Here is a 24333-nt window from a genome sequence, read left to right as displayed (position 1 = left end):
GGCGGCACCGGCCGGCCACCTGGCTCCTGCTCGTCAGGAGGCCCCGGCGAGAGCCGTCAGATACATGCCCGACGGCCCGTCGCCCGCCGTGTTGCGGCAGCTGTAGTCGCCTGTCGGCTTCGCGTGGACGAGGGCCAGGCAGCGTCCCTGCGCCAACTGCCCGTAGTGGTTGGGGTGCGCGGACTCCTGCACCGGCCCCTGCGTCCCGTCGCTGTCGATCCACCGCGTCCATTCGCTGGCCGCGGCCGACGGGGGCTGCGTCGCGGTCACCAGGCGGCTGGCCCTCGCGCAGACCTCACGGCCCTGGAGCATGTCCCGCAGATCCAGGAACTGGGCTTCCTTCGCCGCGGCCAGTGCCTTCAGCCGGCCGGCGAGCTGCGGCACGAGCGAATCGCGCGCCCAGTCGGAGTCGAGGTCCCAGAAGGGGCATCCGCCGGTGTTCACCCGGGACCAGCCGCTCTCGGTGTACCGGTTCTCGCTGCCGCGGGGGATGGGGGAGGGGTACGACTGGAGCACGATCCGGTACGAGGAGGCCGCGTACCCGGCACCGGCCATCACCGCGCGGATCTCGTCGACGGCCTTGCCGACGTTCGCCATCACGGCGTCGATCTTCCCGTCCACGACGGCCTGTTGGTCGTCGTGGCAGTACGAGTAGTAGATGATGTAGTCCTTCGCGCAGGCGGTGATGATGTCGGCGAAACCGAGGTCGTTGCCGCCGATCGACAGCGCGATCACCTCGACGTCGTGCGAGGCGACCACGGCGGCCAGCTGATCCGCCTGCGGCGCCTCGCCCTTGAAGGCCGTGCCGCCGCGGGATGTCCGGAAGACGTTCCCCGTGGTCGCCCCGGAACAGGCGAGGTTGATCAGTGCCTGGGTCGTCCCGGTGGCGCTGAGCACTTCCGCGGAGTCCGACCGGTGGCACCCGTTCGCCGCTGTCGTCCCGTACACCCGCGCCGGGTCGTACGCCGTCCCTGTCCACGCCCGGTCCGTGCCGTCCCTGCTGCCGCTGTTGGTGAGGCTGTTGCCCTTCCAGCGCCCGGCCTCGCCGGAGATGTAACTGTCCCCGAGCGCCACGATGGCGCTGGGCCCGACGCCCGGCCCGGCCTGAGCGGTCCCGGCTCCGGCGACCACAAGGGCGAGGAAGGCGAGCACCCCGGCGACCACGGCACGCAGCCACCGCCGACCACGGGCCGTTGAGGGAAGCATTCTGTACAAGCGGAATCCAGACACGGCGAACTCCTGCGGCTGGCCACGGAAGAGAGCGACTTTCGGTCGATCTCGACGAGGGCGTGACGTACGAGTGAGGGAGCCGCCGGCCGGTGGCATGCGGAATCTGGCATGCCGCGTCTTGTTACCGCTAGGTAGCGACAGGTCTCTTTTCGGTCACACGGGCGGTGGTGATTGAGTCACGACGGCGCGCGAGGCGCGGGCCCGTGACCGACTCGCTGATCACCGACCCTGGAGCCTTGAGCCGTTCTCAGGGGAACGGGTGGTCCGGAGCTCTGCCGTGATCTCCTGCGCGCGCCGGTGACCCGGTGTCAGGTAGATGGTTCTGACCGCTGGTGTGGAGCGCCCTGCCATGCCACTTGCCTTGCAGTAACGTATTCAATGCGGCAGGTAATGCGGCACTTCAATGCGGCAGGTAATGCGGCACGTTCTGATTTCTGCGATCGAAAGCGGTTGAGCATTGGCGGTTGGGCAGAGGTCCGACATTCTGACGGCGGCAGACGGTGACGCCCGTACGCGAGCTGTGGAGTACGCGTGAAGTCGGCGCCATTGACCGCGACGGACGACGCCGCAGAACGTCTCGTTTCGCCGGTCAATTCACACAACGAGTGGGACCCGCTGGAGGAGATCATCGTCGGTCGTCTCGACGGCGCGACGATCCCCTCCCACCATCCGGTCGTAGCCTGCAACATCCCGCCGTGGGCGGCGCGGTTGCAGGGGGTTGCCGCCGGCTTCAGGTATCCGCGCAGGCTGATCGAGCCGGCGCAGCAGGAGCTCGATCAGTTCGTCGGTCTCCTGCAGTCACTCGGCATCACGGTCACCCGCCCGGACGCGGTCGACCACAGGCAACGCTTCGGCACCCCCGATTGGTCCTCGCGAGGTTTTTGCAACACCTGTCCGCGCGACAGCATGCTCGTGATCGGCGACGAGATCATCGAGACCCCTATGGCATGGCCGTGCCGATATTTTGAGACCCACTCCTATCGCGCGATCCTCAAGGACTACTTCCGGCGCGGCGCGCGCTGGACGGCGGCGCCGAAACCGCAGCTCACCGACGAACTGTTCGAGGCGGATTTCCGTACACCCGAGGCCGGCGAGCCCATGCGCTACATCCTCACCGAGTTCGAGCCGGTGTTCGACGCGGCGGATTTCGTGCGGGCGGGACGCGATCTGTTCGTTACGCGGAGCAACGTCACCAACCGCATGGGCATCGACTGGTTGCGCCGCCATCTCGGGCCCGGCTATCGGATCCACGAGATCGAGAGCCGCTGCCGCACGCCCATGCATATCGACACGACGTTCGTCCTGCTCTCTCCCGGCAAGGTGCTGGTCAATCCCGAACACATCGACGCCGACCGACTGCCCGAAGTGCTGCGCTCATGGGACATCCTGGTCGCCCCCGAGCCCGACCCGATCGACGAGCGCCTGCTCAAGCTCACCTCGATGTGCGGCAAATGGCTCAGCATGAACGTTCTCATGATCGACGACAAACGGGTGATCGCGGAGCGGCACCACACCGCCATGCTCCGAGCGCTCGAAAAGTGGGGGTTCGAGCCGATCCCGTGCGACCTGCTCCACTACGCCCCGTTCGGCGGCTCATTCCACTGTGCGACGCTCGACGTCCGACGTCGCGGCACGCTGGAATCGTATTGCCAGTGATCGACCCACCGGGGGACGGATACCGAGCCGAGGGGCGTGCCGTCAGACCTTGACGACGGTGACCCGTCCAGCGCACAGGGTGGTGAGGTCCTCGGGATCCGAGGTGAGGATCGTGACCGGTCCCGGGGCGACGAGGGCGGTGGCGCAGAGCATGGCGTCGATGGCGTACTTGTGGCCGTGCAGACCGGCGTCGGCGAGCAGGACGGCGGCGTGGCGGGCGATCGGCTCGGTGACCGGTTCGACGACGAGGCGGGACGGGGCCCATTCCAGGGCCGGGCTGTTGATCCTGGGATGGACGACCTCCACGAGGGTGGCCGCGGACGTGATCACCCTCGTGTCGTCGGCGCGGGCCAGCGCGAGCCAGCCGGTGACCGTCCGGTCGAGCAGCACGGCCTTCGCCAGTCCCTCACTGTCGAGGACCCGGGTGCCGCCGGGGACGGCGGGGGAGCGGGTTTGGTCATCATGGCGAGGGTCTGGTGTGCCCCCGGTCAGACAGGCCGGTGGACGTGTGCCTGACCCGCCCCTGCACCGTCCAGATCGACACCGTTCGCTCGGCGATCTGCCAGGACAGCATCCGGCATTCACCCCACCGGATGAACCGACCACCCCGCCAGTACCCGCCCGGCCCCGCAGCGTTCAACCGCATCACGGCCCGGTAATCGCAGTGGATGCCGCGGCGCTCCGCGCCGCGAACACATGGATGCGATTCCTCCCGGGGCTGAAGCCCCGGGGGTTCCTCGCAAGAATCCGCTGAACCCCGCGCGGACGGTCCAGCCCCGGCTCCGGAGATACCGGAGCCGGGGCCGGACCTCGTTCAGGCGACCTCGGGGAAGTGACAGGCCACCTGCCGCGCCTCGCCCGGGGCGGCGATCCGCAGCAGCGGCGCCTCGGCCCGGCAGATCTCCTGGGCCTTCGGGCAGCGCGGGTGGAACGTGCAGCCGGGCGGAGGCGCGGCCGGGCTCGGTGGGTCGCCGAGCAGGGTGATCCGTTCGCGGGTCCGTTCGGCGGCCGGGTCGGGCAGGGGTACGGCGGACAGCAGCGCCCGCGTGTACGGGTGGGCGGGGGCCGAGTACACGCGCTCCTTGGCACCGATCTCGACGATCCTGCCCAGGTACATCACGGCGACCCGGTCGCATACCCGCTTGACCACGGACAGGTCGTGGGCGACGAAGAGGTAGGCGAGGCCGAGTTCGCGCTGGAGGCGTTCCATCAGGTTGACGATCTGGGCCTGGACGGAGACGTCGAGGGCGGAGACCGGTTCGTCGGCGACGACGAGGCGGGGGCTGGTGGCCAGGGCGCGGGCGATGCCGATGCGCTGGGCCTGTCCCCCGGAGAACTCGTGCGGGTAGCGGTCGATGTGCTCGGGGATGAGCCCGACCAGTTCCATCAGCTCGGCTGCCCTCGTGCGTGCCTCGGCCGCCGGGCTCCCCTGCACCATCAGGGGATCGGAGATGATCCTGGCCACCGTCTGGCGGGGGTTGAGGGAGGAGTGCGGGTCCTGGAAGACCATCTGCAGGTCCTTGCGCAGGGGCTTCAGTCCCCGCTGCGACAGATGGCTGATGTCGCGTCCGTCGTACGTGATGGATCCGGTGGTGGGTTCCAGCAGACGGACGATCAGGCGGCCGGTGGTGGACTTACCGCAGCCGGACTCGCCGACCAGGCCCAGCGTTTCGCCCGCCGCGACGTCGAAGCTGATGCCATCGACGGCTCGCACCGGGTTCGCATGTCGTCGTCCGGGAAAAGTCTTGGCCAAGTCCCGTACGGACAACAGGGTTTCAGTGCTCATGAGGTGACGCCTTCGTACGCGGGGAAGTGGCAGGCGGCCGGGTGTCCGGCCGGTCCCCGGAGGGTGGGGCGCTCCGTCTCGCAGCGGGACCGCTCCTCGGCGGAGCCGGCGGCCGGCCGTGGGCAGCGTGGCGCGAAGGCGCAGCCGGGAGCGGGGATGAGCAGCGACGGCGGGCTTCCGGGGATCGCCCGCAGTGGCGCGTCGTCGCTGTCGTCGAGACGGGGCAGGGAGTCGAGCAGACCCCGGGTGTAGGGGTGGGCGGGGGACGCGAACAGTGCGTCGACGGGTGCCTGTTCGGCGGCCCGCCCCCCGTACATCACCAGCACCTCGTGGGCGATCCGGGCGACCACCCCCAGATCGTGCGTGATCAGGATGACGGCGAGGCCCCGCTCCTGCTGAAGCCGTGCGATCAGTTCCAGGATCTGGGCCTGCACGGTGACGTCCAGGGCCGTGGTCGGCTCGTCCGCGATGAGGAGGTCGGGTTCGCAGACCAGCGCCATCGCGATCATCACGCGCTGGCGCATGCCGCCGGAGAACTGGTGCGGGTACTCCCCCTCCCGGCGACGGGGTTCGGGGATGCCGACATCGGCCAGCGCTTCCACCGCACGTTCACGGGCAGCCCTGCGGCCGGATCCGAAGTGCACCCGGTGGTGCTCGGCGATCTGGTCGCCGACGGTGTAGTACGGATGGAGACTGGAGAGCGGATCCTGGAAGATCATCGCCATCTTCCGGCCGCGGAGCCGGTTCAGCTCGCGCTCGGACAGGCCGATCAGTTCCCGGCCGTCGACGGTGATGGAGCCGGTGACCTCGGCACCGGTGTGCAGGCCCATCACGGCCATGGAGGTGACGGACTTGCCGGAGCCGGACTCGCCGACGATGCCGAGGGTCTGCCCCTGCCGCACGTCGAAGGTGAGGGAATCGACGGCCCGGACCGGGCCGTGCTTCATCGGGAAGGTGACCGTCAGGTCCCGTACCGACAACAGGGAAGCGGTGCCGGCCATCAGTACCTCACTCGCGGGTCGACGACGGCGTACAACAGATCGACGGCCAGGTTGGCCACGACGATGAAGGTGGCGGCGAGCAGCGTGACGCCGAGGATGACCGGCTGGTCGCCGGTGGACAGGGCGCCGTAGAAGAGCCGCCCGATGCCCGGCAGCCCGAAGATGGACTCGGTGATCACCGCGCCCGCGAGCAGACCGCCGAGGTCCATGCCGAAGATGGTGAGAATCGGGGTCATGCCGGCCCTCAGTCCGTGCTTGACCACGACCGTGCGGCGCGGCAGGCCCTTGGCGCGGGCGGTGCGGATGTACGGCTCCGCCATCGTCTCGATCATCGAACTGCGGCTCTGGCGCGCGTACATGGCGGCGTACAGGACGGCGAGCGCCAGCCAGGGGAGCAGTAGGTTCGATGCCCAGCCGAGAGGATCGGAGCCGAACGGCACGTACTCGGGATAGGGCAGCAGTCCGGCCACCCGGATCAACCCGTAGATGAGCATCACCGAGGTGAAGTAGACGGGCAGCGAGGCGGCGGCGACAGCGCCGACCATCAGGACGCGGTCGGTGAGGGTGTCCTTGCGCAGGGCCGCCACGACGCCCGCCGAGAGGCCGAGGAGCAGCCAGATCGCCGCGGCGCCCAGCGCGAGCGAGGCGGAGACGGGCAGCCGGTCCATCAGCAGGTCCCATACACCCTGGCTGTTCTCGTACGAGTAGCCCAGGCACGGGAAGTCGCAGTGCAGGGCGTACTGGCCGCTGCCCATCGTGCGGCCGGTGAAGATGCCGCTGACGAAGTCCGCGAACTGCCGCCAGAGCGGCTCGTCCAGGCCCATGTGGGTGCGGATCGCCTCCAGGCGCTCCGCGCTGCACGACTTGCCGCAGGCCGCGGCGGCGGGGTCGGAGGGAAAGACGTAGAAGATGGCGAAGGTGACGGCGGCGACGGCGATCAGCACACCGATGACGCCGGCCAGCCGCCGCAACATGTAGACGATCATGTGCGGCTTCCCTTCGGGTCGAGGATGTCCCTCAGGGCGTCGCCGAGCAGGGTGAACGCGAGCACGGTCAGGAACAGGCAGGTGCTCGGGATGACGAAGTACATGGGGTCCGTGTCGTAGAAGGCGACGCTCTCGGCGATCATCTGGCCCCAGGACGGAGTGGGCGGGCGGACGCCGACGCCCAGATAGCTCAGGGCGGCCTCGGTGGCGATCATCCCGGGGATGATCAGGGTGGTGTAGGCGATGACGGATCCCGCCACACCCGGCAGGACGTCGCGGGTGAGGATCCGCCAGGGGCCGGCGCCGCCGACGCGGGCCGCGTCGACGTACTCGCGGTGCTTGAGCGAGAGCGTCTGTCCGCGCACGATGCGGGCGATGCCGGGCCAGCCGAAGAGGCCGATGACCGCGGTCATCAGCACGATCCGGTTGACGTCGCGGGCCACCGACATCATCGCGATCATGAAGATGAGGGACGGGAAGGACATGGTCAGATCCATCAGCCGGCAGAGCACGGCGTCGGTGCGGCCGCCGAAGTAGCCGGCCGCGGTCCCGGCCGCGACGCCCCCGATGACGACGATCGCCGTGGCGGCGAAGGCGATGAGCAGAGAGACCTGGGCGCCGTGCAGGACCCGGGCGAACAGGTCGCGGCCGGTGACGGGTTCGACGCCGAGCCAGTGTTCGGCCGAGACGCCGCCGAACGCCCCGATGGGTTGTCCGCCCAGATAGGGGTCGACGGCGCTCTTGTCGAACTCCTCGGGACCCCAGCCGCCCAGCGAGCTGAGCAGCGGGGCGGCCACCGCCGTGATCACGAAGAGGGCGACCACGGCGAGGGAGACCTTCACGGAGGTACGGCGGCGCAGTTCCGCGCGGGCGAGTTGCCAGGGGCCACTGCCCGCCGGAGCGGAGACGGAGGTGGTAGCCATGTGGTGACGTACCTTCAGTCCTTAGTTGTCGCTCTTCGAGGGGTCCTTGAGGCCGATGGTGGCGTAGTCGATCTGGCCCCCGAAGGAGTTGTGACCGAAGGCGCCGGCGATGTTGGGGCCGAGCACCAGCGGCCAGCGCTCGACGATGGTGGGCGCGGTCGGAGCCTTGGCGAGGATCTCGCCGTCCAGGTCCTGCCAGGCCTCGTTGGCCTGTGCGGCGTCCGCCATGGCGGCGATCTCGTCCATCCGCTTCATGGTCGGCTCGTCGCGGAAGAGCGAGTGGTTGCCTGAGTTGCCCTTCTCCTTGATGTAGCGGCCGTCGAAGACGAAGGGCAGGAAGGTGGAGCCGGAGGGGTAGTCCGGGCACCAGCCCGTGTAGACGAGGTCGGTGCGGTTCTTGGTGTCGCCGATGGTGTCGTAGAAGGCCGACGGGTCCACCGTCTCGATGGTGACCTTGATCCCTGCACGGCCGAGGGCCTGCTGGATCGCCTCGCCGACTCCCTTGTCGCCGTTGGAGACGGTGATGCTGGTGGCGAAGCCGTCCGCCGTTCCTGCCTCCTTGAGGAACTGCTTGGCCTTCTCCACGTCACCGGTGACGGGGATCTTCAGGATGTCGGGCTGCTTGCCGCCGAAGAGAGAGGCCGGCATGAGGGCCGTGGACAGGTCGTTGAGTGCCGGACCGCCGTTCGCGGTCAGGATGGCCTCGCGGTCGAGGGCGTACTGCACCGCCTGGCGGACCTTGATGTTGTCGAACGGCGCACGGCCGGTGTGCATCTGCACCATGTCGTGGCAGTTGCTGGACTCGGCCAGCAGACGCGCCTTCACCTCGGGCTTGGTGAGCACCTTGGGCGTGCTCTCGGGGCGCAGCTTGCCCCAGGGCACGGCGGAGGCGTCGGCGCCCGTACCGGCGATGAGCCGGTCGTCGATCTGGTTCTGCTTGAGGCCCATCCTCACGACGATCTTGTCCGGGTAGGCCTTGCGCACGCTGTCGGTCTCCGGGTCCCAGTGCGGGTTGCGCACCAGCACCATCTGCTTGTCCCGGGCGTACGTCTCGATCTTGTAGGGGCCCGAGGAGAAGGGGCGGCTGTCGTACTGGGGGCCCTTGTCCTTGGCCTTGGGCACCGGGGCGAAGGTGGGCAGGACCGTCGCGTAGGGGAACTCGGCGAAGGGCTTGCGGAGTTCGAAGACGATCGTGTGGTCGTCGGGGGTCTTGACGGAGTCGAGATGCTTGCCCTTGGCCGGGCCCTGGTAACCCTCGGCACCGGCGAGGTAGCGGGCCGCGTAGTCGGGGCCACCGGTCAGGTCGGGCGAGAAGGACCGCTCCACGTTGTACTTGATGTCCTGAGCGGTGATGGGCGAGCCGTCCTCGTACTTCAGCCCCTTCTTGAGCGTGAACGTCCAGGTCTTGGCGCCGTTGGAGGAGGTGCCGAGGTCCTCGGCGAGGTCGGGGGTCAGCTCCCCGCCCTTGGCGCCGGGCTCCGCCTTGTATGTCACCAGGGTGCGGTAGAGCAGCCGCGTGCCGAAGTCCATCTCGTTCATGACCCAGTTGCGGGCGGGGTCGAGGTGCTGGAAGTCCTGGTTGGACAGGACGGTCAGGGTGCCGCCCTTCTGCGGAGTGCCGCCGACCACCGCGCCGTTGTTGGCAGTCGCGGGATTCCTGCCTCCCCGGTCGTCGTCGGAGGACTTTCCGCCGGAACAACCGGCCAGGCCGAGGGTGAGGGCTGCCACCAGTGCGGTGGCGAGGGCGGTGGAGGTGCGCTTGTCCATCAGTGGTCACTCCGGGAGCAGCGATCGGACAGCCAGGTCAGCTGGAATGCGACCTGTAACATAGTAATGTGAAATTTTACTGACAAGGCGTGGGGGGCTCCGTTACCGACCCGTGTCCGAACGGCCCTGTCATTCCGGTTCGTTCGGCGGGGCTCTTGGCAACATAAGTGCCATGTGAAATATTACTGCGGTGCCCACGAGAAATACCTCGGACGTCATCGTCGTCGGCGCCGGTGTGGTCGGCGCGGCCTGCGCCTACTACGCCTCTCAAGCCGGCCTCACCGCCACCGTCATCGACCGCGGACCCGTCGCGGGCGGCACCACGGGCGCGGGGGAGGGAAATCTCCTGGTCTCCGACAAGGAGCCGGGCCCCGAACTCGAACTCGCGCTCGTCTCCTCCCGTTTGTGGCGGGAGCTGGCCGACCGCCTCCCGCCGCAGATCGAGTACGAGTCCAAGGGCGGCCTCGTCGTCGCCTCCGACGAGGCCGGGAGGAGCGCGCTGCGCGCGTTCGCGGCCGGACAGGAGAAGGCAGGTGTCAGTGCCCGGGAGGTCCCGCCGGAGCTGCTGCATGACCTGGAGCCCCACCTCGCTCCCGGCCTGGCGGGCGGCTTCCACTATCTGCAGGACGCCCAGGTCATGCCCGCCCTCGCCGCCGCGCATCTGCTGCGTGCGGGCGGCGACCGGGTGCGCCTGAGACTCGGTGAGGAGGTCACCGGCCTGCTCACCGGGGCCGCCGGGGAAGTGTGCGGGGTCCGCACGACGGCCGGGGAGATCCATTCCCCGTACGTGGTGAACGCCGCCGGGACCTGGGGCGGTGAACTCGCGCGTCTCGCGGGAGTGGAGCTTCCCGTACTGCCCCGCCGGGGCTTCGTCCTCGTCACCGAACCGCTGCCGCGCCTGGTGCGCCACAAGGTGTACGCCGCCGACTATGTGGCGGATGTCGCCAGCGGGTCCGCCGCGCTCCAGACCTCGGCCGTGGTCGAGGGCACCCCGGCGGGTCCGGTCCTGATCGGGGCCAGTCGGGAGCGGGTCGGCTTCGACCGGACGATGTCGGCGGAGGTGCTGCGGCGCCTGGCGGCCGGGGCCACGGCCCTGTTCCCGGTGCTTGCCGCAGTACGGGCGGTACGGACGTACGCGGGCTTCCGCCCGTACCTGCCGGACCACCTGCCTGCGATCGGCGCCGACCCGCGCGTCCCCGGCCTGCTGCACGCCTGCGGCCACGAGGGGGCGGGGATCGGGCTGGCACCGGCCACGGGACTGATCGTCGCGGGGTGCCTCATCGGTCATGAACCGCCGCTCGACATCCGCCCGTTCAGACCTGAGCGGTTCGCGTCCGCCTCCGCCTCCGCCTCCACCTCCTGCTGAATCCGCCGGCAGAGCTGCCTGGACTGGCTGCCGCCTGAGTCCGTGTGCCGCCCCTGTCCGAACCCGACCGGTGCTCCTGCCGCGCCGTCACGAGAGGAGGGCCCTGTGGCCCGCACGCCCGCCGACCTCGTCCGGGCACAACCCGATCCGCCGTTCGAGATCACCTTCGACGGCCGCCGCGTCACCGCCCAGCCCGGGCAGTCGGTCGCCGCCGCACTGTGGGCGGCCGGAATCCTCGCCTGGCGCACCACCCGCGTCGGCGGCCGGCCGCGCGGCGCGTTCTGCGGCATCGGCCAGTGCTACGACTGCCTTGCCACCATCAACGAACAACCCAACCGCCGAGCCTGCCTGGTACCCGCCACCCCCGGCGACACGATCACCACCCAGAAAGGACACGGCCATGACCGCCCCAGTGTCGGGATCGTATGAACCGTACGACCTCGCGGTCATCGGCGCGGGCTCCGCCGGAATCGCCGGTGCCGTCACCGCCTTTGGACTCGGTCTGACCGTCGCCCTGCTGGACGCCTCCCCACAGATCGGCGGGCAGTTCTACCGGCATCCCGCACCCGCTCTGGGGGCAGTGCGGCCCGAGGCCCTGCACCACGACTGGTCCGCCTTCTCCGACCTGCGCCGGCGCCTGGCGGCGAGCGACGTCACGCATCTGGCCGGACACCACGTGTGGAGCGTGATGAAGGAGGGCGACGGCTCGTGGGCCGTACACGCCGTCACCGGGGCCGACGGCACCGACGAGCGTCCCGCCCGGGTACGCGCCCGCGCGGTACTGCTCGCGACCGGGGCCTATGAGCGTCAACTCCCGTTTCCGGGCTGGACCCTGCCCGGTGTCGTGGGTGCCGGGGGAGCGCAGGCCATGCTCAAGTCCGGCCTGGTGCTGCCCGGCAAGCGGATCGTCGTGGCGGGCAGCGGTCCGCTGCTGTTGGCGGTCGCCTCGTCGCTGGCCGCGGCGGGGGCGCGGGTGCCGGCCGTGGTGGAGGCGTCCGGGTACCTGCGGTACGCCCGCAGCCCCCGGGCGCTCGTGACCAACCCGTGGAAGGCGGCCGAGGCCCTGGTGCACGGCGCCGCGCTGCTGCGGCACCGGGTCCGGCTCCGACCGCGCAGTGCGGTGACCGAGGTGCACGGCACCGACCGGGTGGAGGCCGTCACGGTCACCCGCCTCGACCATGACTGGCGGCCCGTGCGGGGGACGGGCCGGCGGATCACGTGCGATGCGCTGGCCGTCGGGCACGGACTGGCCCCCCAGATCGAACTGGCCACGACCCTCGGCTGCGCCACCCACCCCCTGGCCGACGGCACAGTGGCCCTTGCCCTGGACGGCCTCCAGGAGACATCGGTACGCGGTCTGTGGGCGGCGGGCGAGACGGGCGGAGTGGGCGGCGCCGAACTCGCCCGTACGGAGGGAGAGCTGGCGGGCATCGCGGCAGCCGCCCGGCTGCTGGGACGACGTACCGGCGACGGCCGGGTCCGTCCACTCCAACGCCGCCGCGACCGGATGCGCGCCTTCGCCGACGTGATGGCCGCCGCCCACGCGCCCGGTCCCGGCTGGCCGGACTGGCTGGCCGACGACACCGAGGTGTGCCGCTGCGAAGAGGTCACCGCTGGGCGGATCCGCGAGGCGGTCGCCGACCTCGGGGCACGCGACGCCCGGACCGTGAAGCTGCTCACCAGGGCAGGCATGGGCTGGTGCCAGGGCCGGATGTGCGCAGCGGCCGTGGCCTGCCTGGCCGCACGCGACCGCGCGGCCGAACCGACCGACGCGCGCCGCCCGTTCGCCGTGCCGGTTCCGCTGTCGGCGCTCGCCGCGCTCGGCGAATCCCCCGAGACCGAACGCTGAACGCGACCGGCCCACCCTCGTGGGCGTCGCACAGCCATGAGTAAAACGTCACACCTTGAAGAGAGGTTCTGGACATGACCGCCACCACCTGGAACAGCGCCCGCCCCTGGCGCGGCATCATGGTCGCCACCACCCTGCCCCTGCACGACGACCTGTCCGTCGACTACGACGCGTACGCCGAGCACGTCCGCTGGCTGATCGACAACGGCTGCGACGGCGTAGTGCCCAACGGTTCGCTCGGCGAGTACCAGACCCTCACCGACGACGAGCGCGCCCGGGTGGTTCGTACCGCCGTCGAGGCGGCGGGCGACGGCGCGCGCGTCATGCCGGGCGTGGCCGCCTACGGCAGCGCCGAAGCCCGCCGCTGGGCCGAGCACGCGGCCGAAGCGGGCTGCGGTTCCGTGCTGCTCCTGCCGCCGAACGCCTACCGCGCCGACGAGCCGGCCGTGCGCGCCCACTACGCCGAGGTGGCCAAGGCCGGGGTGCCGGTCGTCGCCTACAACAACCCCATCGACACCAAGGTCGACCTCACCCCCGGTCTGCTTGCCCGGCTGCACGAGGACGGCGGCATCGTCGCCGTGAAGGAGTTCACCGGCGATGTCCGCAGGGCGTACGAGATCGCTGAACTCGCCCCGGGACTCGATCTCCTCATCGGTGCGGACGACGTGCTGCTCGAACTGGCCGTGGCGGGCGCGGTCGGCTGGATCGCCGGCTACCCCAATGCCTTCCCCGCCAGCTGCGCCGAGCTGTACCACGCGGCGGTCGCGGGCGACCTGGCCACCGCCGTGCCGCTCTACACGTCCCTGCACTCGCTGCTGCGCTGGGACTCCAAGACCGAGTTCGTCCAGTCGATCAAGCTGTCCATGGACCTGGCCGGCCGCCGCGGCGGCCCCACCCGGCCGCCGCGCCTCCCGCTGGCGGGCGAGATCGAGGCCGGAGTGCGGACCGCCACCGAGAAGGCCATCGCGGGCGGTCACCGCTGACCACGAGACTCGTTCACGAACCACACCGTTCCCGACAAAGGAGGCGCCCGTGCGTACGCGTCATGTCTTCCATGCCGTCGACTCACACACCGAGGGCATGCCGACGCGGGTGATCACCGGTGGCGTCGGGGTGATCCCCGGCGCCACGATGGCCGAGCGCAGGCTGCACTTCATCGAGCACCTGGACCATCTCCGCACGCTCCTGATGTACGAACCACGGGGGCACGCCGCCATGAGCGGCGCCATCCTCCAGCCGCCCACCCGGCCCGACGCCGACTACGGCGTCCTCTACATCGAGGTCTCCGGACTGCTCCCGATGTGCGGGCACGGCACCATCGGGGTCGCCACCGTTCTCGTCGAGACGGGCATGGTGCCGGTGAGCGAACCGGTCACCACGGTGCGGCTCGACACCCCGGCCGGTCTGGTCACCGTCGACGTACAGGTGGAGGCCGGTGCGGCGCGATCGGTCACGCTCACCAACGTGCCCGCGTTCTGCGTCGGCCTGGACCGCAAGACAGCCGTCCCCGGCTTCGGGACGGTCACCTACGACCTCGCCTTCGGCGGCAACTTCTACGCGTTCGTCCAGCTCGGCGATCTCGGGCTGCCGTTCGACCGCGCCCGTAAGGACGACCTGCTCGCGGCCGGACTCGCGATCATGGACGCGATCAACGCGTCGCCGGACCGGCCCGTCCATCCGGAGCGGCCGGAGATCGCCGGAGTCAAGCACGTCTACCTCGCTGCCCCCGGCTCCGACGCCCGCCACTCACGGCACGCGATGGCCATCCACCCCGGCTGGTTCGACCGTTCCCCATGCGGCACCGGCACCTCGGCACGGATGGCCCAGCTGCACGCCCGGGGTGAGCTGCCGCTCGGCCGCGACTTCGTCAACGAGTCCTTCATCGGGACCCGCTTCACCGGCCGGCTCATCGCCGAGACGGACGTCGGCGGGGTGCCCGCCGTCGTTCCGGCCATCACCGGCCGCGCCTGGATCACCGGCACCGCCCAGTACTTCCTCGACCCCGACGACCCCTTCCCCGGAGGCTTCCTCCTATGACCACGGCCGTCACCTCCCTCACCTCCCACAACCCGGCCGACCCGGCCGACGTACTCGTGCGGATTCCGGCGCCCGGCGCCTTCGCGGCGGCCGACGCCGTCGAGCGGGCCCATGCCGCCCAGCCCGGATGGCTGCTCGCCGGAGCGGCCGCCCGCTCCGCCGCCCTCGGCGCGGTCGCCGCCGCCGTCGACGCCGCGGCGGATGAGCTGGCCGCACTCGCCGTACGCGAGGTCGGCAAGCCGCTCACCGAGGCCAGGGCCGAAGTCGCGCGGACCGCCGCGATCTGGCGCTACTACGCCCAGGCCCCCTACGAGCCCACCGGGGCCGTCCACGAAACCGCCGCGGGCCCCGGACTGCTCCTGACCCGTCGCCGTCCGCACGGTGTGGCGGGGCTGATCACACCCTGGAACTTCCCCTTCGCCATCCCGAGCTGGAAGGCCGCCCCGGCGCTCGCGGCCGGCAACACGGTCGTGCTCAAACCCGCCCCCGAGGCCACCGCGTGCGCTCAGCGTCTGGCCGAGATCGTCAGGCAGAAACTGCCGGCTGAGGTGTTCACCGTCCTGCCGGGCGGTGCGACCGAGGGCAACGCGATCGTCTCCGCCGCCGATGTCGTCTCCTTCACCGGTTCGACCGCCGTCGGTCAGGCCGTCGCCCGGGAGGCGACAGCCCGGGGCATCCCGGTCCAGGCCGAGATGGGCGGTCTGAACGCGGCGATCGTCCTGCCGGACGCCGACATCGAGCAGGCCGCGGCCCACATCGCCGCCTCCATCGCCGGGTACGCGGGGCAGAAGTGCACCGCCACCAGCCGGGTGATCGCGGTCGGCACGGCCCTCGACCCCCTGCGCGAGGCGCTCTCCGAAGCGCTGCGAGCCCTCCCGGTCGGTGACCCGGCCGATGCGGCCGTCGTGTGCGGGCCCCTCATCGGCGAGAACGCGCGCGACCGGGTGAACGACGCCTGGCAGGGCCTGCCCACGCTGGCGGGCGGCACGGTGCCGTCCGGTCCCGGCTGGTACGCGGCCCCGACCCTGGTCGAGAAGGTCCCCCCGGGGCACCGGCTGCTGCGTGAGGAGGTCTTCGGCCCCCTCGCCGCCCTGCTGCCCGCCGACGACCTCGCCCACGCGGTACGGATCACCAACTCCGTACCGTACGGCCTGGTCACGTCGGTGCACACGGCCGGTCTGAACACGGTCCTGCACGGGCTCGACCGGCTCGACACCGGCATGATCCGGATCAACGCCCCGTCCACAGGCGTCGACTTCCACCTGCCGTTCGGCGGAGCCAAGGAATCCAGCCATGGGCCGCGCGAGCAGGGCCGGGCCGCTCTGGAGTTCTACACCTCCAGCCGCACCTATACCCTCCTACCTGCGGGAACAACGTGACATTGTACGGTGCTGGTCCGTACCGGAAACGAAGGGAACCACCACCGTCATGGGGCACCTGACCCGCCGTGACCTGAACGCCTCCCGGGAGCGGCTGCGCGACCAGGTCGCCCATGCCCTGCGAGCCGCCCTGATCTCGGGTGAGCTGCGGCCGGGGGTGGTGTACTCGGCGCCGGCGCTGGCCGAGGACTTCGGCATCTCCGCCACCCCGGTCCGTGAGGCGATGCTCGACCTGGCCCGCGAGGGCCTTGTCGAGCCCGTCCGCAACAAGGGTTTTCGGGTCACCGAGGTCGACGAACGCGACCTCGACCAGTACGCCGAGATCCGCGCGCTCATCGAGGTCCCCGTCGTCGGCCGGCTCACCCGCACCGCCGACCGCGCGGATCTCGAGGCGCTGCGGCCCGTCGCCGAGGAAATCGTGCGCGCGGCCCGTGAGCACGACCTGATCGGCTACCTGGAGGCCGACCGCCGCTTCCACCTCACGCTGCTCGGCCTCGCGGGCAACGACCGCCTCGTCGAGACCGTCGGCGACCTGCGCAAGCGGTCCCGCCTGTACGGACTCACCGCCCTGGACAAGCGCGGTGAACTGATCCCGTCGGCCGAGGAGCACCTGGAGCTCCTCGACCTCATGCTGGCGGGCGACGCCAAGGGCGCGGAGAAATGCATGACCAAGCACCTGGGTCATGTCCGCTCGCTGTGGGCCAAGCGCAAGGGGCCGGCGGGCACCGCCGGGTAGCGCCTCGGCTGGGTAGCACCTGGGGTGCGGGTTCATAACACGGGGTTATGCGCAAGTGAGGGCTCCGCGGACAGGGCAGCCCGGTTCACACTGGCTATGCAATGTCACACCGCACTAGGCAATCGCCTCGGCCGTGAAAGGGATCCATGAACCCCGCGTACGCGACGGTCGACCACGTCTTCACCGTCCCCCTGGATCACGAGGCCCCCGATGGCCCTGCCATCGAGATCTTCGCCCGCGAGGTCGCCGATCTGGCCCGGGCCGGCGAGCAACTGCCCTGGCTGCTCTATCTCCAGGGGGGACCGGGCGGTAAATCACCACGCCCGTCGGCCGGTTCGCCCGGCTGGCTGCCCCAGGCGCTGAAGACCCACCGCGTACTGCTCCTCGACCAGCGCGGTACCGGCCGCTCCACGCCCGTCACCGCGCGGTCCGCCTCCCGGTTCCCCTCTTCAGCCGAACTCGCCGCGCATCTCGCTCACTTCCGCGCGGACGCGATCGTGGCCGACGCCGAACTGATCCGCCGCAGGCTCTGCGGCGACGACACACCCTGGGAGACGCTCGGCCAGAGCTACGGCGGCTTCATCACCCTCACCTACCTCTCCCAGGCCCCCGAGGGCCTGCGGGCCTGCTACGTCACCGGCGGCCTGCCCGGTCTCACGGCCACCGCCGACGACGTGTACGCCCGGACCTACCCGCGCGTACGCGATCGGGTCCTCGACTTCTATGCCCGCTACCCGGACGACGCCCCCCGCCTGAGGAAGATCGCCGACCTCCTCGCGGCCGGCGACGTCCGGCTGCCGGAAGCAGGGCCGCGAGCACGGCCAAAGTGCCCAGGCAGGCGGCGTATCGAGGCAGGGGCGCTGCCCTGCGGAGCGGCCCCTCCCTCGGAGCGGGTCCAGCCCGGCGACTGGGCGTTGCGGATCCGCGGGGTCGGCCGCCCCGACGCCGCGCTTGCCCTGTCCGCTCCCGTACAGCCGCTCGAGATCGAGCCGTACGACGCCGACTGGGAGAACTGCCCCGCCTGCGCCGGACTCGAACCTGGCCCACCGGTCCGAGCCCCAAGGCGACGGGCAGTTCGGCGAATCCCGTGCCCGCGGGGACGAGGCGCTCCGACGTACGGTGTCGAGCCGATCGAATGGGGTGACGCGAGCGCCCGGGCGCTGGGAACGGCACATACGACTGCCAGCCAACCGCTGCGGTGCCGCAGTACCCCAGTGCCTCGGCGACCTGGCGGGGCCGGGGTACCGGCAGCACCGGCCAGCTGCAGGGCCACGTTGTCGGCCGTGCCGACCACCACCATGGGCCGGGTGAGCGTGGTGCTGCCCACCATCAGCGAGCCGCTCGCTGTCGCCGCCCTGGTCGTGGGCATCGGCAGCGCCGTTCCGCCCGTGGTCTGCCTCTGGCCGGCGACACACCGCCCACGCTGACGGACCGTCGGCTGCGCACGGTCACGCGGAATCGCCGGACGTCAAGCGCCGCCGCGCAAAGTCCCGGGCCTGTCGGCCGCCCTCGACCAGTCCGGGCTGCCTGTCGTCAGCAACCCGTCTCCCGTCCGTCAGCGTTCCGCCACGCGAGCCGCCCCGGCTTGGCGGCGGGGCGGCCCGAGTGTGTCCTGCTGCCGCTCCTCCGCGGTCACTGGCGTGCAGCGTTGGGCGACGCACCGGCCAGGCGCTTCTGCATGAGCTGAAGTCCTTCTCTGGCGTGTTTGCGGACCTGGGCGTCATCCTTGGTCGCTCCGCGCACAACGGTGGTGAGCACGGTTGCATCGACCCGGCCGGCCAGGGCGAGCCAGAGGTCGTTCGCCTTCATGCCGTCGTTGGTGGACGTCAGCTTGCTTTCCTCGGCCAACAACTCGTCGAAGCCGTTCAGCTGGGGTGGCGCCGCTTCACGGACGTCCTCCCAGCGGGTTTTGCCTTGGGTCTGCGTTGCACACGTGTGTGTCGTCTTCTTCGCGTCGGCAATGTACTTCTGGGCCGTTGCCGCATCGGCGAAGACGCGCACCTCCGAGCCTGCGAAGAAGGATGGTTCGTACTGTACGGACCAGCGAATCAGAGAGGCGAGTGTTCCGCCCCGTGGGGGCCGGGAGATCGCTTCGCAGTTCTTGTTGACGGTGAGTTCGTCCGAGGCGGCCTCGTACGGATCGCCCTGACCGAAGTCAGGCCCCCAGTCAGCCGGGGTGAGCGCCACCCGTGTCGCGACGTCGTGGGCTGCCGCGGTGCCAGTGACGGTGGGCGAGGGTGAAGTGGGTGACGGTGGAGAGGGTGACGGGGAGCCGTTCGCGGAACCGTCCCCGCCCCCGCCCCGCAGGAGCGCGACCAAAAGTACAACGAGCCCCAGCACCACAACCCCGCCGCCGGTGATCAGCGCAAGCAGGCGGCGGGACAACCCACCGGACGGACCAGGACCGGAGGGCGGCCGGGGACCGGGCTCGGGGGGAGGGAACAACGGACCGGCCGGCGGTCCGGGTGGCTGTGAACTCATGCTGTTTCCTCTACCACCAGGCGCCCCCGCCCCCGCCCGCTGATCGTGTACACAAGGCAGCCCTTCCACCGGACGGACCACCCGCCCTGCATCACCCGGAAGCAGCACTTCCCTGTGGGCAAGACTCTGTGCACCGCCTGGGGCATGCCCTTGGTGATCCATCTTCAGATTCGTCCGTCCTGTTGAACCGCCCGTTTCGAGATCTTTGGGCAGCCCGCACCACACTCGCCACTCACTCGCGATCAGCGACAGAGAACGACGAAGAGCCGGACCCAACGAGACTGGGTCCGGCTCTTGAAGTCTGGCACTTCTGCAGGTCAGCGGCGTGATCACGCTGTTCCGGCTTCTGTGCCCCCGGCAGGATTCGAACCTGCGCACACGGCTCCGGAGGCCGTTGCTCTATCCCCTGAGCTACGGGGGCGTGCGCCTCGCTGTGCGCGGCGACGGGTAGAACCCTACCAGCTCCCGAAGGGTCGCCGTGAACAGGTATTTCCGGCCTGTGAGGCCGTCTTGGCGCGCGCCCCCGTGCGCCCCGACGTGACCCCGTGTCCCCCCGCAGGGGTCGGAAGTGGGGAAAACCCGGACGCAGCCGCGTCCGCGCACCTACTCTCGAGTTGTGTCCGGCGCGTCCGGCCGAGTGCTGGTTGTCGATGACAACCGGGTGATTCGGCAGCTGATCAGGGTCAACCTCGAGCTGGAGGGCTTCGAGGTCGTGACCGCGGCCGATGGTGCCGAGTGCCTCGATGTCGTGCACCGGGTGCAGCCGGACATGATCACCCTCGACGTCGTCATGCCCCAGCTCGACGGGCTGCGCACCGCCGCCCGCCTCCGCGCCGACCCACGCACCCGGCAGGTACCCGTCGCGATCATCAGCGCGTGCACGCCGTACGAGGTCGAGTCCGGGATCGCCGCCGGCGTGGACGCCTTCCTCGCCAAGCCCTTCGAGCCTGCGGAGCTCGTGCGGATCGTGCGGCAGTTGGTGCGCCGGGAGCACCGGGAGGGTCCGCCGTCAGTAGACGGCAGGCATGAGGCCGGGCGGGCCCCGAGCCCCCGCGGCTGACCGCCCACCGCGACACGCCCCCTCCCACCGTCCCCGCGGCTGGCAGCCCCCGCCGCCCCTCCGCCAGCCAGCCGCCCACCCGTCCTGCGCCCGGTCGGCACCCCCTTCGGCACCACCCCGACCCCCACTCGCCTCCCCCCCTCGGCACCACCCCGCCCCGCCTCGCGGGCTCCCCACCCGCCCCGCGGCTGACCGCCCCCTGTCGGCACCCCCGCGTGCTGCCCCCGGCCGACCCCACCCATCCCCCTCCGCACGGGCCCGCCCCCCGTCGACCGCCCCCCGCTGCCCGCATGGCGAAACCGGTTCGCAAAGGCACCCCCCTCCTCCCATACGCTTGTCCCGTGACTCCCGCAGAGCTCTCCCGTACCGTGCTGCACGCCGTGTGCCGTGCGGTGGAGGACGGTGCGCTGCGGGCCCCCGTGCCCGAGAGCGTGCGGATCGAGCGGCCACGGCCCGGCGGGCGCGGGGACTACGCCACCAATGTCGCCCTCCGGCTCGCGGGGCCGGCCGGGCGGCCGGCCGGTGATGTGGCCGCCGTCCTCAAGGAGCGCATCGGCCGCACCGGCGGCATCGAGCGCATCGAGATCACCGGGCCCGGGTTCCTCAACTTCACCCTCGCGGGGAGCGCGCAGCAGCGGCTCGTCCAGACCGTGCGCAGCCAGGGGGCGCAGTACGGCGACCCCCTGCCGGGCACCGACTTCCCGCACCCGGACGAGGTGCGTGCCCGCGTCTGGGCCGAGACCCTCGTACGGCTCGGCGCCCGGCCCCTCGACGGCGAGGGCGTCACCGTCGTACCCGCGCCCCGTGGCGACCTGTTCGCGACGCTGGGGAACGACGCCGCACGCTGGGCCCTCCTCGCCGCCGCCGCGCACGACCGGCCCCGTACGGAGGACCTCCTCGTGCAGCACGAGCGCAATCCGCTCCACAAGGTGCGGTACGCCCACGCCCGCGCCAGGGCGCTCGGCAGGAGCGCCGAGCGGCTCGGGTTCGGCGCCGCACCCGACGCGTACGTCGACGCCCCCGCCCTCACCACCGCCGTCGGCGATCACCCCGAGGTCGTCGCCGGCGCCGCCCGCCTGCGCGCGCCCGACCGGCTCGCACGGCATCTGGACGTCACCGCCGACGCACTCCTCGCCTTTCAGCACACGGTGCTGCCCGTCGGGGACGAGAAACCCTCGGCCGCCCACCGCTCCCGGCTGGCCCTCGCCGAAGCCGCCGGGACGGTGCTCGCAGGTGGCCTGTCCCTGCTCGGCATCAGCGCACCCGAATACTTGTGAGATGTGAGAGACAGATGAGCCGATCCGCCCACCCCGCCGGGCCCCGTCACGCCGACGTCCTTCCCGAGGGGCACTACACCGCCCCGCCCACCGACCTCAATGCCCTCGACGGCAAGGTGTGGTCCAGCACGGTCACCCGTGACACGGACGGTGTCGTGACCGTCGGCGGGATCGAGGTCACCCGGCTCGCCGAGGAGTTCGGCACGCCCGCCTACTTCCTGGACGAGGCCGACTTCCGCGCCCGCTGCCGTGCCTGGGCCGAGGCGTTCGGCAAGGACGCCGATGTCTTCTACGCGGGGAAGGCGTTCCTCAGCCGCGCCGTCGTGCGCTGGCTGAAGGAGGAAGGGCTCAATCTGGACGTGTGCTCCGGGGGTGAGCTGGCGACCGCCCTGGATGCCGGGATGCCCGCCGAGCGCATCGCTTTCCACGGCAACAACAAGTCCGAGGCCGAGATCGAGCGAGCCGTGCGTGTCGGCGTCGGGCGCATCGTGCTCGACTCCTTCCAGGAGATCGTCCGCGTCGCGCACATCGCGCAGCGCCTGGGCAAGCGGCAGCCGGTCCAGATCCGGGTGACCGTCGGCGTCGAGGCGCACACGCACGAGTTCATCGCCACGGCCCACGAGGACCAGAAGTTCGGGATCGCCCTCGCGGGCGGGCAGGCCGCCGAGGCGGTGCGCCGCGCGCTGAAGCTCGACGGGCTGGAGCTCATCGGCATCCACTCCCACATCGGGTCGCAGATCTTCGACATGGCGGGCTTCGAGGTCTCCGCCCGGCGCGTGGTGCAGCTGCTGGCCGAGGTACGCGACGAGCACGGCGTCGAGCTGCCCGAGATCGATCTCGGCGGCGGCCTCGGCATCGCGTACACCCCCGACGACGACCCGCGCGAGCCGCACGAGATCGCGAAGGCCCTTGGCGAGATCGTCACCCGTGAGTGTGAGGCCGCCGGGCTTCGCACCCCCCGCATCTCCGTCGAACCGGGCCGCGCCATCGTCGGGCCAACGGCCTTCACGCTGTACGAGGTCGGTACCGTCAAGCCGCTGGAGGGTCTGCGGACGTACGTCAGTGTCGACGGCGGCATGTCGGACAACATCCGCACCGCCCTGTACGACGCCGAGTACAGCGTCGCCCTGGTGTCCCGCACCAGTGAAGCCGCGCCGATGCTCAGCCGAGTCGTCGGCAAGCACTGCGAGAGCGGCGACATCGTGGTCAAGGACGCGTTCCTGCCCGCCGACCTGGCGCCCGGCGACCTGATCGCCGTGCCGGCGACCGGCGCGTACTGCCGCTCCATGGCCAGCAACTACAACCACGCACTTCGCCCGCCCGTCGTCGCCGTCAGGGACGGTGAGGCGCGGGTGATCGTCCGGCGTGAGACGGAGGAAGATCTCCTGCGTCTCGACGTCGGCTAATTGAGATAGATGTCTCGCATACCGGACGAGGGATAGAAACTCCGGTCCGGTGGGTGAGACTGGTCCAACCGTAGAAGTAAGAGAAACGAGGTCGGATGATGCGTACGCGTCCGCTGAAGGTGGCGCTGCTGGGCTGTGGTGTGGTCGGCTCAGAGGTGGCGCGCATCATGACGACGCACGCCGACGACCTCGCCGCGCGCATCGGCGCCCCGGTCGAGCTCGCCGGGGTCGCCGTGCGCCGCCCCTCCAAAGTCCGCGAGGGCATCGACCCCTCCCTGATCACCACCGATGCCACCGCGCTCGTCAAACGCGGCGACATCGACGTCGCCATCGAGGTCATCGGCGGCATCGAGCCCGCTCGCGCCCTCATCACCACGGCGTTCGAGCACGGTGCGTCGGTCGTCTCCGCCAACAAGGCGCTCCTCGCCGAGGACGGCGCGACGCTGTACGCCGCCGCCGAGCAGCACGGCCGCGACCTCTACTTCGAGGCGGCGGTCGCGGGCGCCATCCCGCTGATCAGGCCGCTGCGCGAGTCCTTGGCGGGCGACAAGGTCAACCGCGTGCTCGGCATCGTCAACGGCACGACGAACTTCATCCTGGACAAGATGGACACGTCCGGGGCGGGCTACTCCGAGGCGCTCGACGAGGCGACCGCCCTCGGCTACGCCGAGGCCGACCCGACCGCCGACGTCGAGGGCTTCGACGCCGCCGCCAAGGCCGCCATCCTGGCCGGGATCGCCTTCCACACGCGCGTACGGCTCGACGACGTCTACCGCGAGGGCATGACCGAGGTCACCGCCGCGGACTTCGCCTCCGCCAAGCGCATGGGCTGCACCATCAAGCTGCTCGCCATCTGCGAGCGGGCGGCGGACGGGCAGTCGGTCACGGCCCGCGTGCATCCGGCGATGATTCCGCTCAGCCACCCGCTGGCGTCGGTCCGCGAGGCGTACAACGCGGTGTTCGTCGAGGCCGAGGCAGCCGGGCGTCTGATGTTCTACGGCCCCGGCGCCGGCGGCTCGCCCACCGCCTCCGCGGTCCTCGGCGACCTCGTCGCCGTCTGCCGCAACAAGCTTGCCGAGGCGACCGGTCCCGGCGAGTCCGCGTACACCCAGCTGCCCGTGAGCTCCATGGGCGAGGTCGTGACGCGGTACCACATCAGCCTCGACGTGGCCGACAAGCCGGGCGTTCTCGCCCAGGTCGCGACGGTCTTCGCCGAGCACGGCGTGTCGATCGACACGGTCCGTCAGCAGGGGAAGGACGGCGAGGCATCACTCGTCGTCGTCACCCACCGCGCGCCCGACGCCGCCCTGTCCGGGACCGTCGAGGCGCTGCGCAAGCTCGACACCGTGCGCGGTGTCGCCAGCATCATGCGTGTTGAAGGGGAGTAAGGGAC

General features: G+C 70.8%; 21 protein-coding genes and 1 tRNA gene. 13 read left to right on the top strand and 9 right to left on the bottom strand.

Going from position 1 to position 24333, the window contains the following annotated elements:
- Positions 1–33 precede the first annotated feature (33 nt).
- Entirely contained in the window at positions 34–1206 is a 1173-nt protein-coding gene (locus tag ACH5AF_RS11755) for a GDSL-type esterase/lipase family protein (RefSeq protein WP_398901390.1), read from the bottom strand.
- Positions 1207–1761: 555 nt separating this feature from the next.
- On the opposite strand from ACH5AF_RS11755, the gene ACH5AF_RS11750 reads away from it, so the two are divergent.
- Complete coding sequence (locus tag ACH5AF_RS11750; RefSeq protein ID WP_398901389.1) at positions 1762–2886, top strand: amidinotransferase; 1125 nt, start codon at positions 1762–1764, stop codon at positions 2884–2886.
- Between the two features lie 42 nt (positions 2887–2928).
- Here ACH5AF_RS11750 and ACH5AF_RS11745 read toward each other — a convergent pair whose 3' ends face one another.
- From ACH5AF_RS11745 to ACH5AF_RS11720, 6 genes are all read right to left on the bottom strand, one after another.
- A complete protein-coding gene (locus ACH5AF_RS11745) occupies positions 2929–3378 on the bottom strand; it encodes a DNA-binding protein (RefSeq protein ID WP_398901474.1) in 450 nt (149 codons plus the stop codon).
- 322 nt (positions 3379–3700) lie between these two features.
- Entirely contained in the window at positions 3701–4672 is a 972-nt protein-coding gene (locus ACH5AF_RS11740) for an ABC transporter ATP-binding protein (RefSeq protein WP_398901387.1), read from the bottom strand.
- Positions 4669–5673: an ABC transporter ATP-binding protein gene (locus tag ACH5AF_RS11735; protein WP_398901385.1), complete on the bottom strand. Its 1005-nt coding sequence runs from the start codon at positions 5671–5673 to the stop codon at positions 4669–4671. The genes ACH5AF_RS11740 and ACH5AF_RS11735 overlap by 4 nt, the downstream gene beginning before the upstream one ends.
- The gene (locus ACH5AF_RS11730; RefSeq protein ID WP_398901384.1) at positions 5673–6659 is read right to left on the bottom strand and encodes an ABC transporter permease; all 987 of its coding nucleotides are present in this window, start codon (positions 6657–6659) and stop codon (positions 5673–5675) included. The genes ACH5AF_RS11735 and ACH5AF_RS11730 overlap by 1 nt, the downstream gene beginning before the upstream one ends.
- Positions 6656–7582, bottom strand: coding sequence for an ABC transporter permease (locus ACH5AF_RS11725; protein WP_398901383.1), 927 nt, complete (start codon positions 7580–7582; stop codon positions 6656–6658). Before ACH5AF_RS11725 ends, ACH5AF_RS11730 begins: the two co-directional genes overlap by 4 nt.
- A 21-nt stretch (positions 7583–7603) precedes the next feature.
- On the bottom strand, positions 7604–9349 hold the full coding sequence (locus ACH5AF_RS11720; RefSeq protein WP_398901382.1) for an ABC transporter substrate-binding protein: 1746 nt from the start codon (positions 9347–9349) through the stop codon (positions 7604–7606).
- A gap of 190 nt (positions 9350–9539) precedes the next feature.
- Here ACH5AF_RS11720 and ACH5AF_RS11715 point away from each other — a divergent pair, with 190 nt between their 5' ends.
- The 8 genes from ACH5AF_RS11715 to ACH5AF_RS11680 all read left to right on the top strand — a co-directional run bounded on the left by ACH5AF_RS11715 (position 9540) and on the right by ACH5AF_RS11680 (position 18143).
- The gene (locus tag ACH5AF_RS11715) at positions 9540–10715 is read left to right on the top strand and encodes an NAD(P)/FAD-dependent oxidoreductase (protein WP_398901381.1); all 1176 of its coding nucleotides are present in this window, start codon (positions 9540–9542) and stop codon (positions 10713–10715) included.
- A gap of 105 nt (positions 10716–10820) precedes the next feature.
- A complete protein-coding gene (locus ACH5AF_RS11710) occupies positions 10821–11144 on the top strand; it encodes a (2Fe-2S)-binding protein (RefSeq protein WP_398901380.1) in 324 nt (107 codons plus the stop codon).
- Positions 11116–12564 (top strand): NAD(P)/FAD-dependent oxidoreductase, encoded by a 1449-nt coding sequence (locus tag ACH5AF_RS11705; protein ID WP_398901378.1) that lies wholly within the window; start codon positions 11116–11118, stop codon positions 12562–12564. The genes ACH5AF_RS11710 and ACH5AF_RS11705 overlap by 29 nt, the downstream gene beginning before the upstream one ends.
- Positions 12565–12638: 74 nt before the next feature.
- Positions 12639–13547 carry a dihydrodipicolinate synthase family protein gene (locus ACH5AF_RS11700; protein WP_398901377.1) on the top strand — a complete coding sequence of 303 codons (909 nt, stop codon included), beginning with the start codon at positions 12639–12641 and terminating at the stop codon, positions 13545–13547.
- A 49-nt stretch (positions 13548–13596) separates the two neighbouring features.
- Positions 13597–14601, top strand: coding sequence for a proline racemase family protein (locus ACH5AF_RS11695; protein WP_398901376.1), 1005 nt, complete (start codon positions 13597–13599; stop codon positions 14599–14601).
- On the top strand, positions 14598–15980 hold the full coding sequence (locus ACH5AF_RS11690; RefSeq protein WP_398901375.1) for an aldehyde dehydrogenase family protein: 1383 nt from the start codon (positions 14598–14600) through the stop codon (positions 15978–15980). Before ACH5AF_RS11695 ends, ACH5AF_RS11690 begins: the two co-directional genes overlap by 4 nt.
- 49 nt (positions 15981–16029) lie before the next feature.
- Positions 16030–16716 carry a GntR family transcriptional regulator gene (locus ACH5AF_RS11685; RefSeq protein ID WP_398901374.1) on the top strand — a complete coding sequence of 229 codons (687 nt, stop codon included), beginning with the start codon at positions 16030–16032 and terminating at the stop codon, positions 16714–16716.
- A 146-nt stretch (positions 16717–16862) separates the two neighbouring features.
- A complete protein-coding gene (locus ACH5AF_RS11680; RefSeq protein WP_398901373.1) occupies positions 16863–18143 on the top strand; it encodes an alpha/beta fold hydrolase in 1281 nt (426 codons plus the stop codon).
- Between the two features lie 205 nt (positions 18144–18348).
- On the opposite strand, the gene ACH5AF_RS11675 is transcribed toward ACH5AF_RS11680, so the two are convergent.
- Together ACH5AF_RS11675 and ACH5AF_RS11670 are read right to left on the bottom strand one after the other, a co-directional pair.
- A complete protein-coding gene (locus ACH5AF_RS11675; RefSeq protein ID WP_398901372.1) occupies positions 18349–18903 on the bottom strand; it encodes a hypothetical protein in 555 nt (184 codons plus the stop codon).
- A 643-nt stretch (positions 18904–19546) separates the two neighbouring features.
- A tRNA-Arg gene (locus tag ACH5AF_RS11670) sits at positions 19547–19618 on the bottom strand.
- A 147-nt stretch (positions 19619–19765) separates the two neighbouring features.
- Here ACH5AF_RS11670 and ACH5AF_RS11665 point away from each other — a divergent pair.
- The 4 genes from ACH5AF_RS11665 to ACH5AF_RS11650 all read left to right on the top strand — a co-directional run bounded on the left by ACH5AF_RS11665 (position 19766) and on the right by ACH5AF_RS11650 (position 24328).
- The gene (locus ACH5AF_RS11665) at positions 19766–20257 is read left to right on the top strand and encodes a response regulator (RefSeq protein WP_398901371.1); all 492 of its coding nucleotides are present in this window, start codon (positions 19766–19768) and stop codon (positions 20255–20257) included.
- Positions 20258–20598: 341 nt separating this feature from the next.
- The gene (gene nrtL / locus ACH5AF_RS11660) at positions 20599–21534 is read left to right on the top strand and encodes an ArgS-related anticodon-binding protein NrtL (protein WP_398901369.1); all 936 of its coding nucleotides are present in this window, start codon (positions 20599–20601) and stop codon (positions 21532–21534) included.
- 14 nt (positions 21535–21548) lie between these two features.
- The gene (gene lysA, locus ACH5AF_RS11655; RefSeq protein ID WP_398901368.1) at positions 21549–22940 is read left to right on the top strand and encodes a diaminopimelate decarboxylase; all 1392 of its coding nucleotides are present in this window, start codon (positions 21549–21551) and stop codon (positions 22938–22940) included.
- 98 nt (positions 22941–23038) lie between these two features.
- Entirely contained in the window at positions 23039–24328 is a 1290-nt protein-coding gene (locus tag ACH5AF_RS11650; protein ID WP_398901473.1) for a homoserine dehydrogenase, read from the top strand.
- The last annotated feature ends 5 nt before the right edge of the window (positions 24329–24333 follow it).

It is taken from the genome of Streptomyces sp. NPDC018833, assembly GCF_044390825.1.
GTDB lineage: Bacteria > Actinomycetota > Actinomycetes > Streptomycetales > Streptomycetaceae > Streptomyces.
This window is presented reverse-complemented; position numbering and strand designations above follow the sequence as displayed.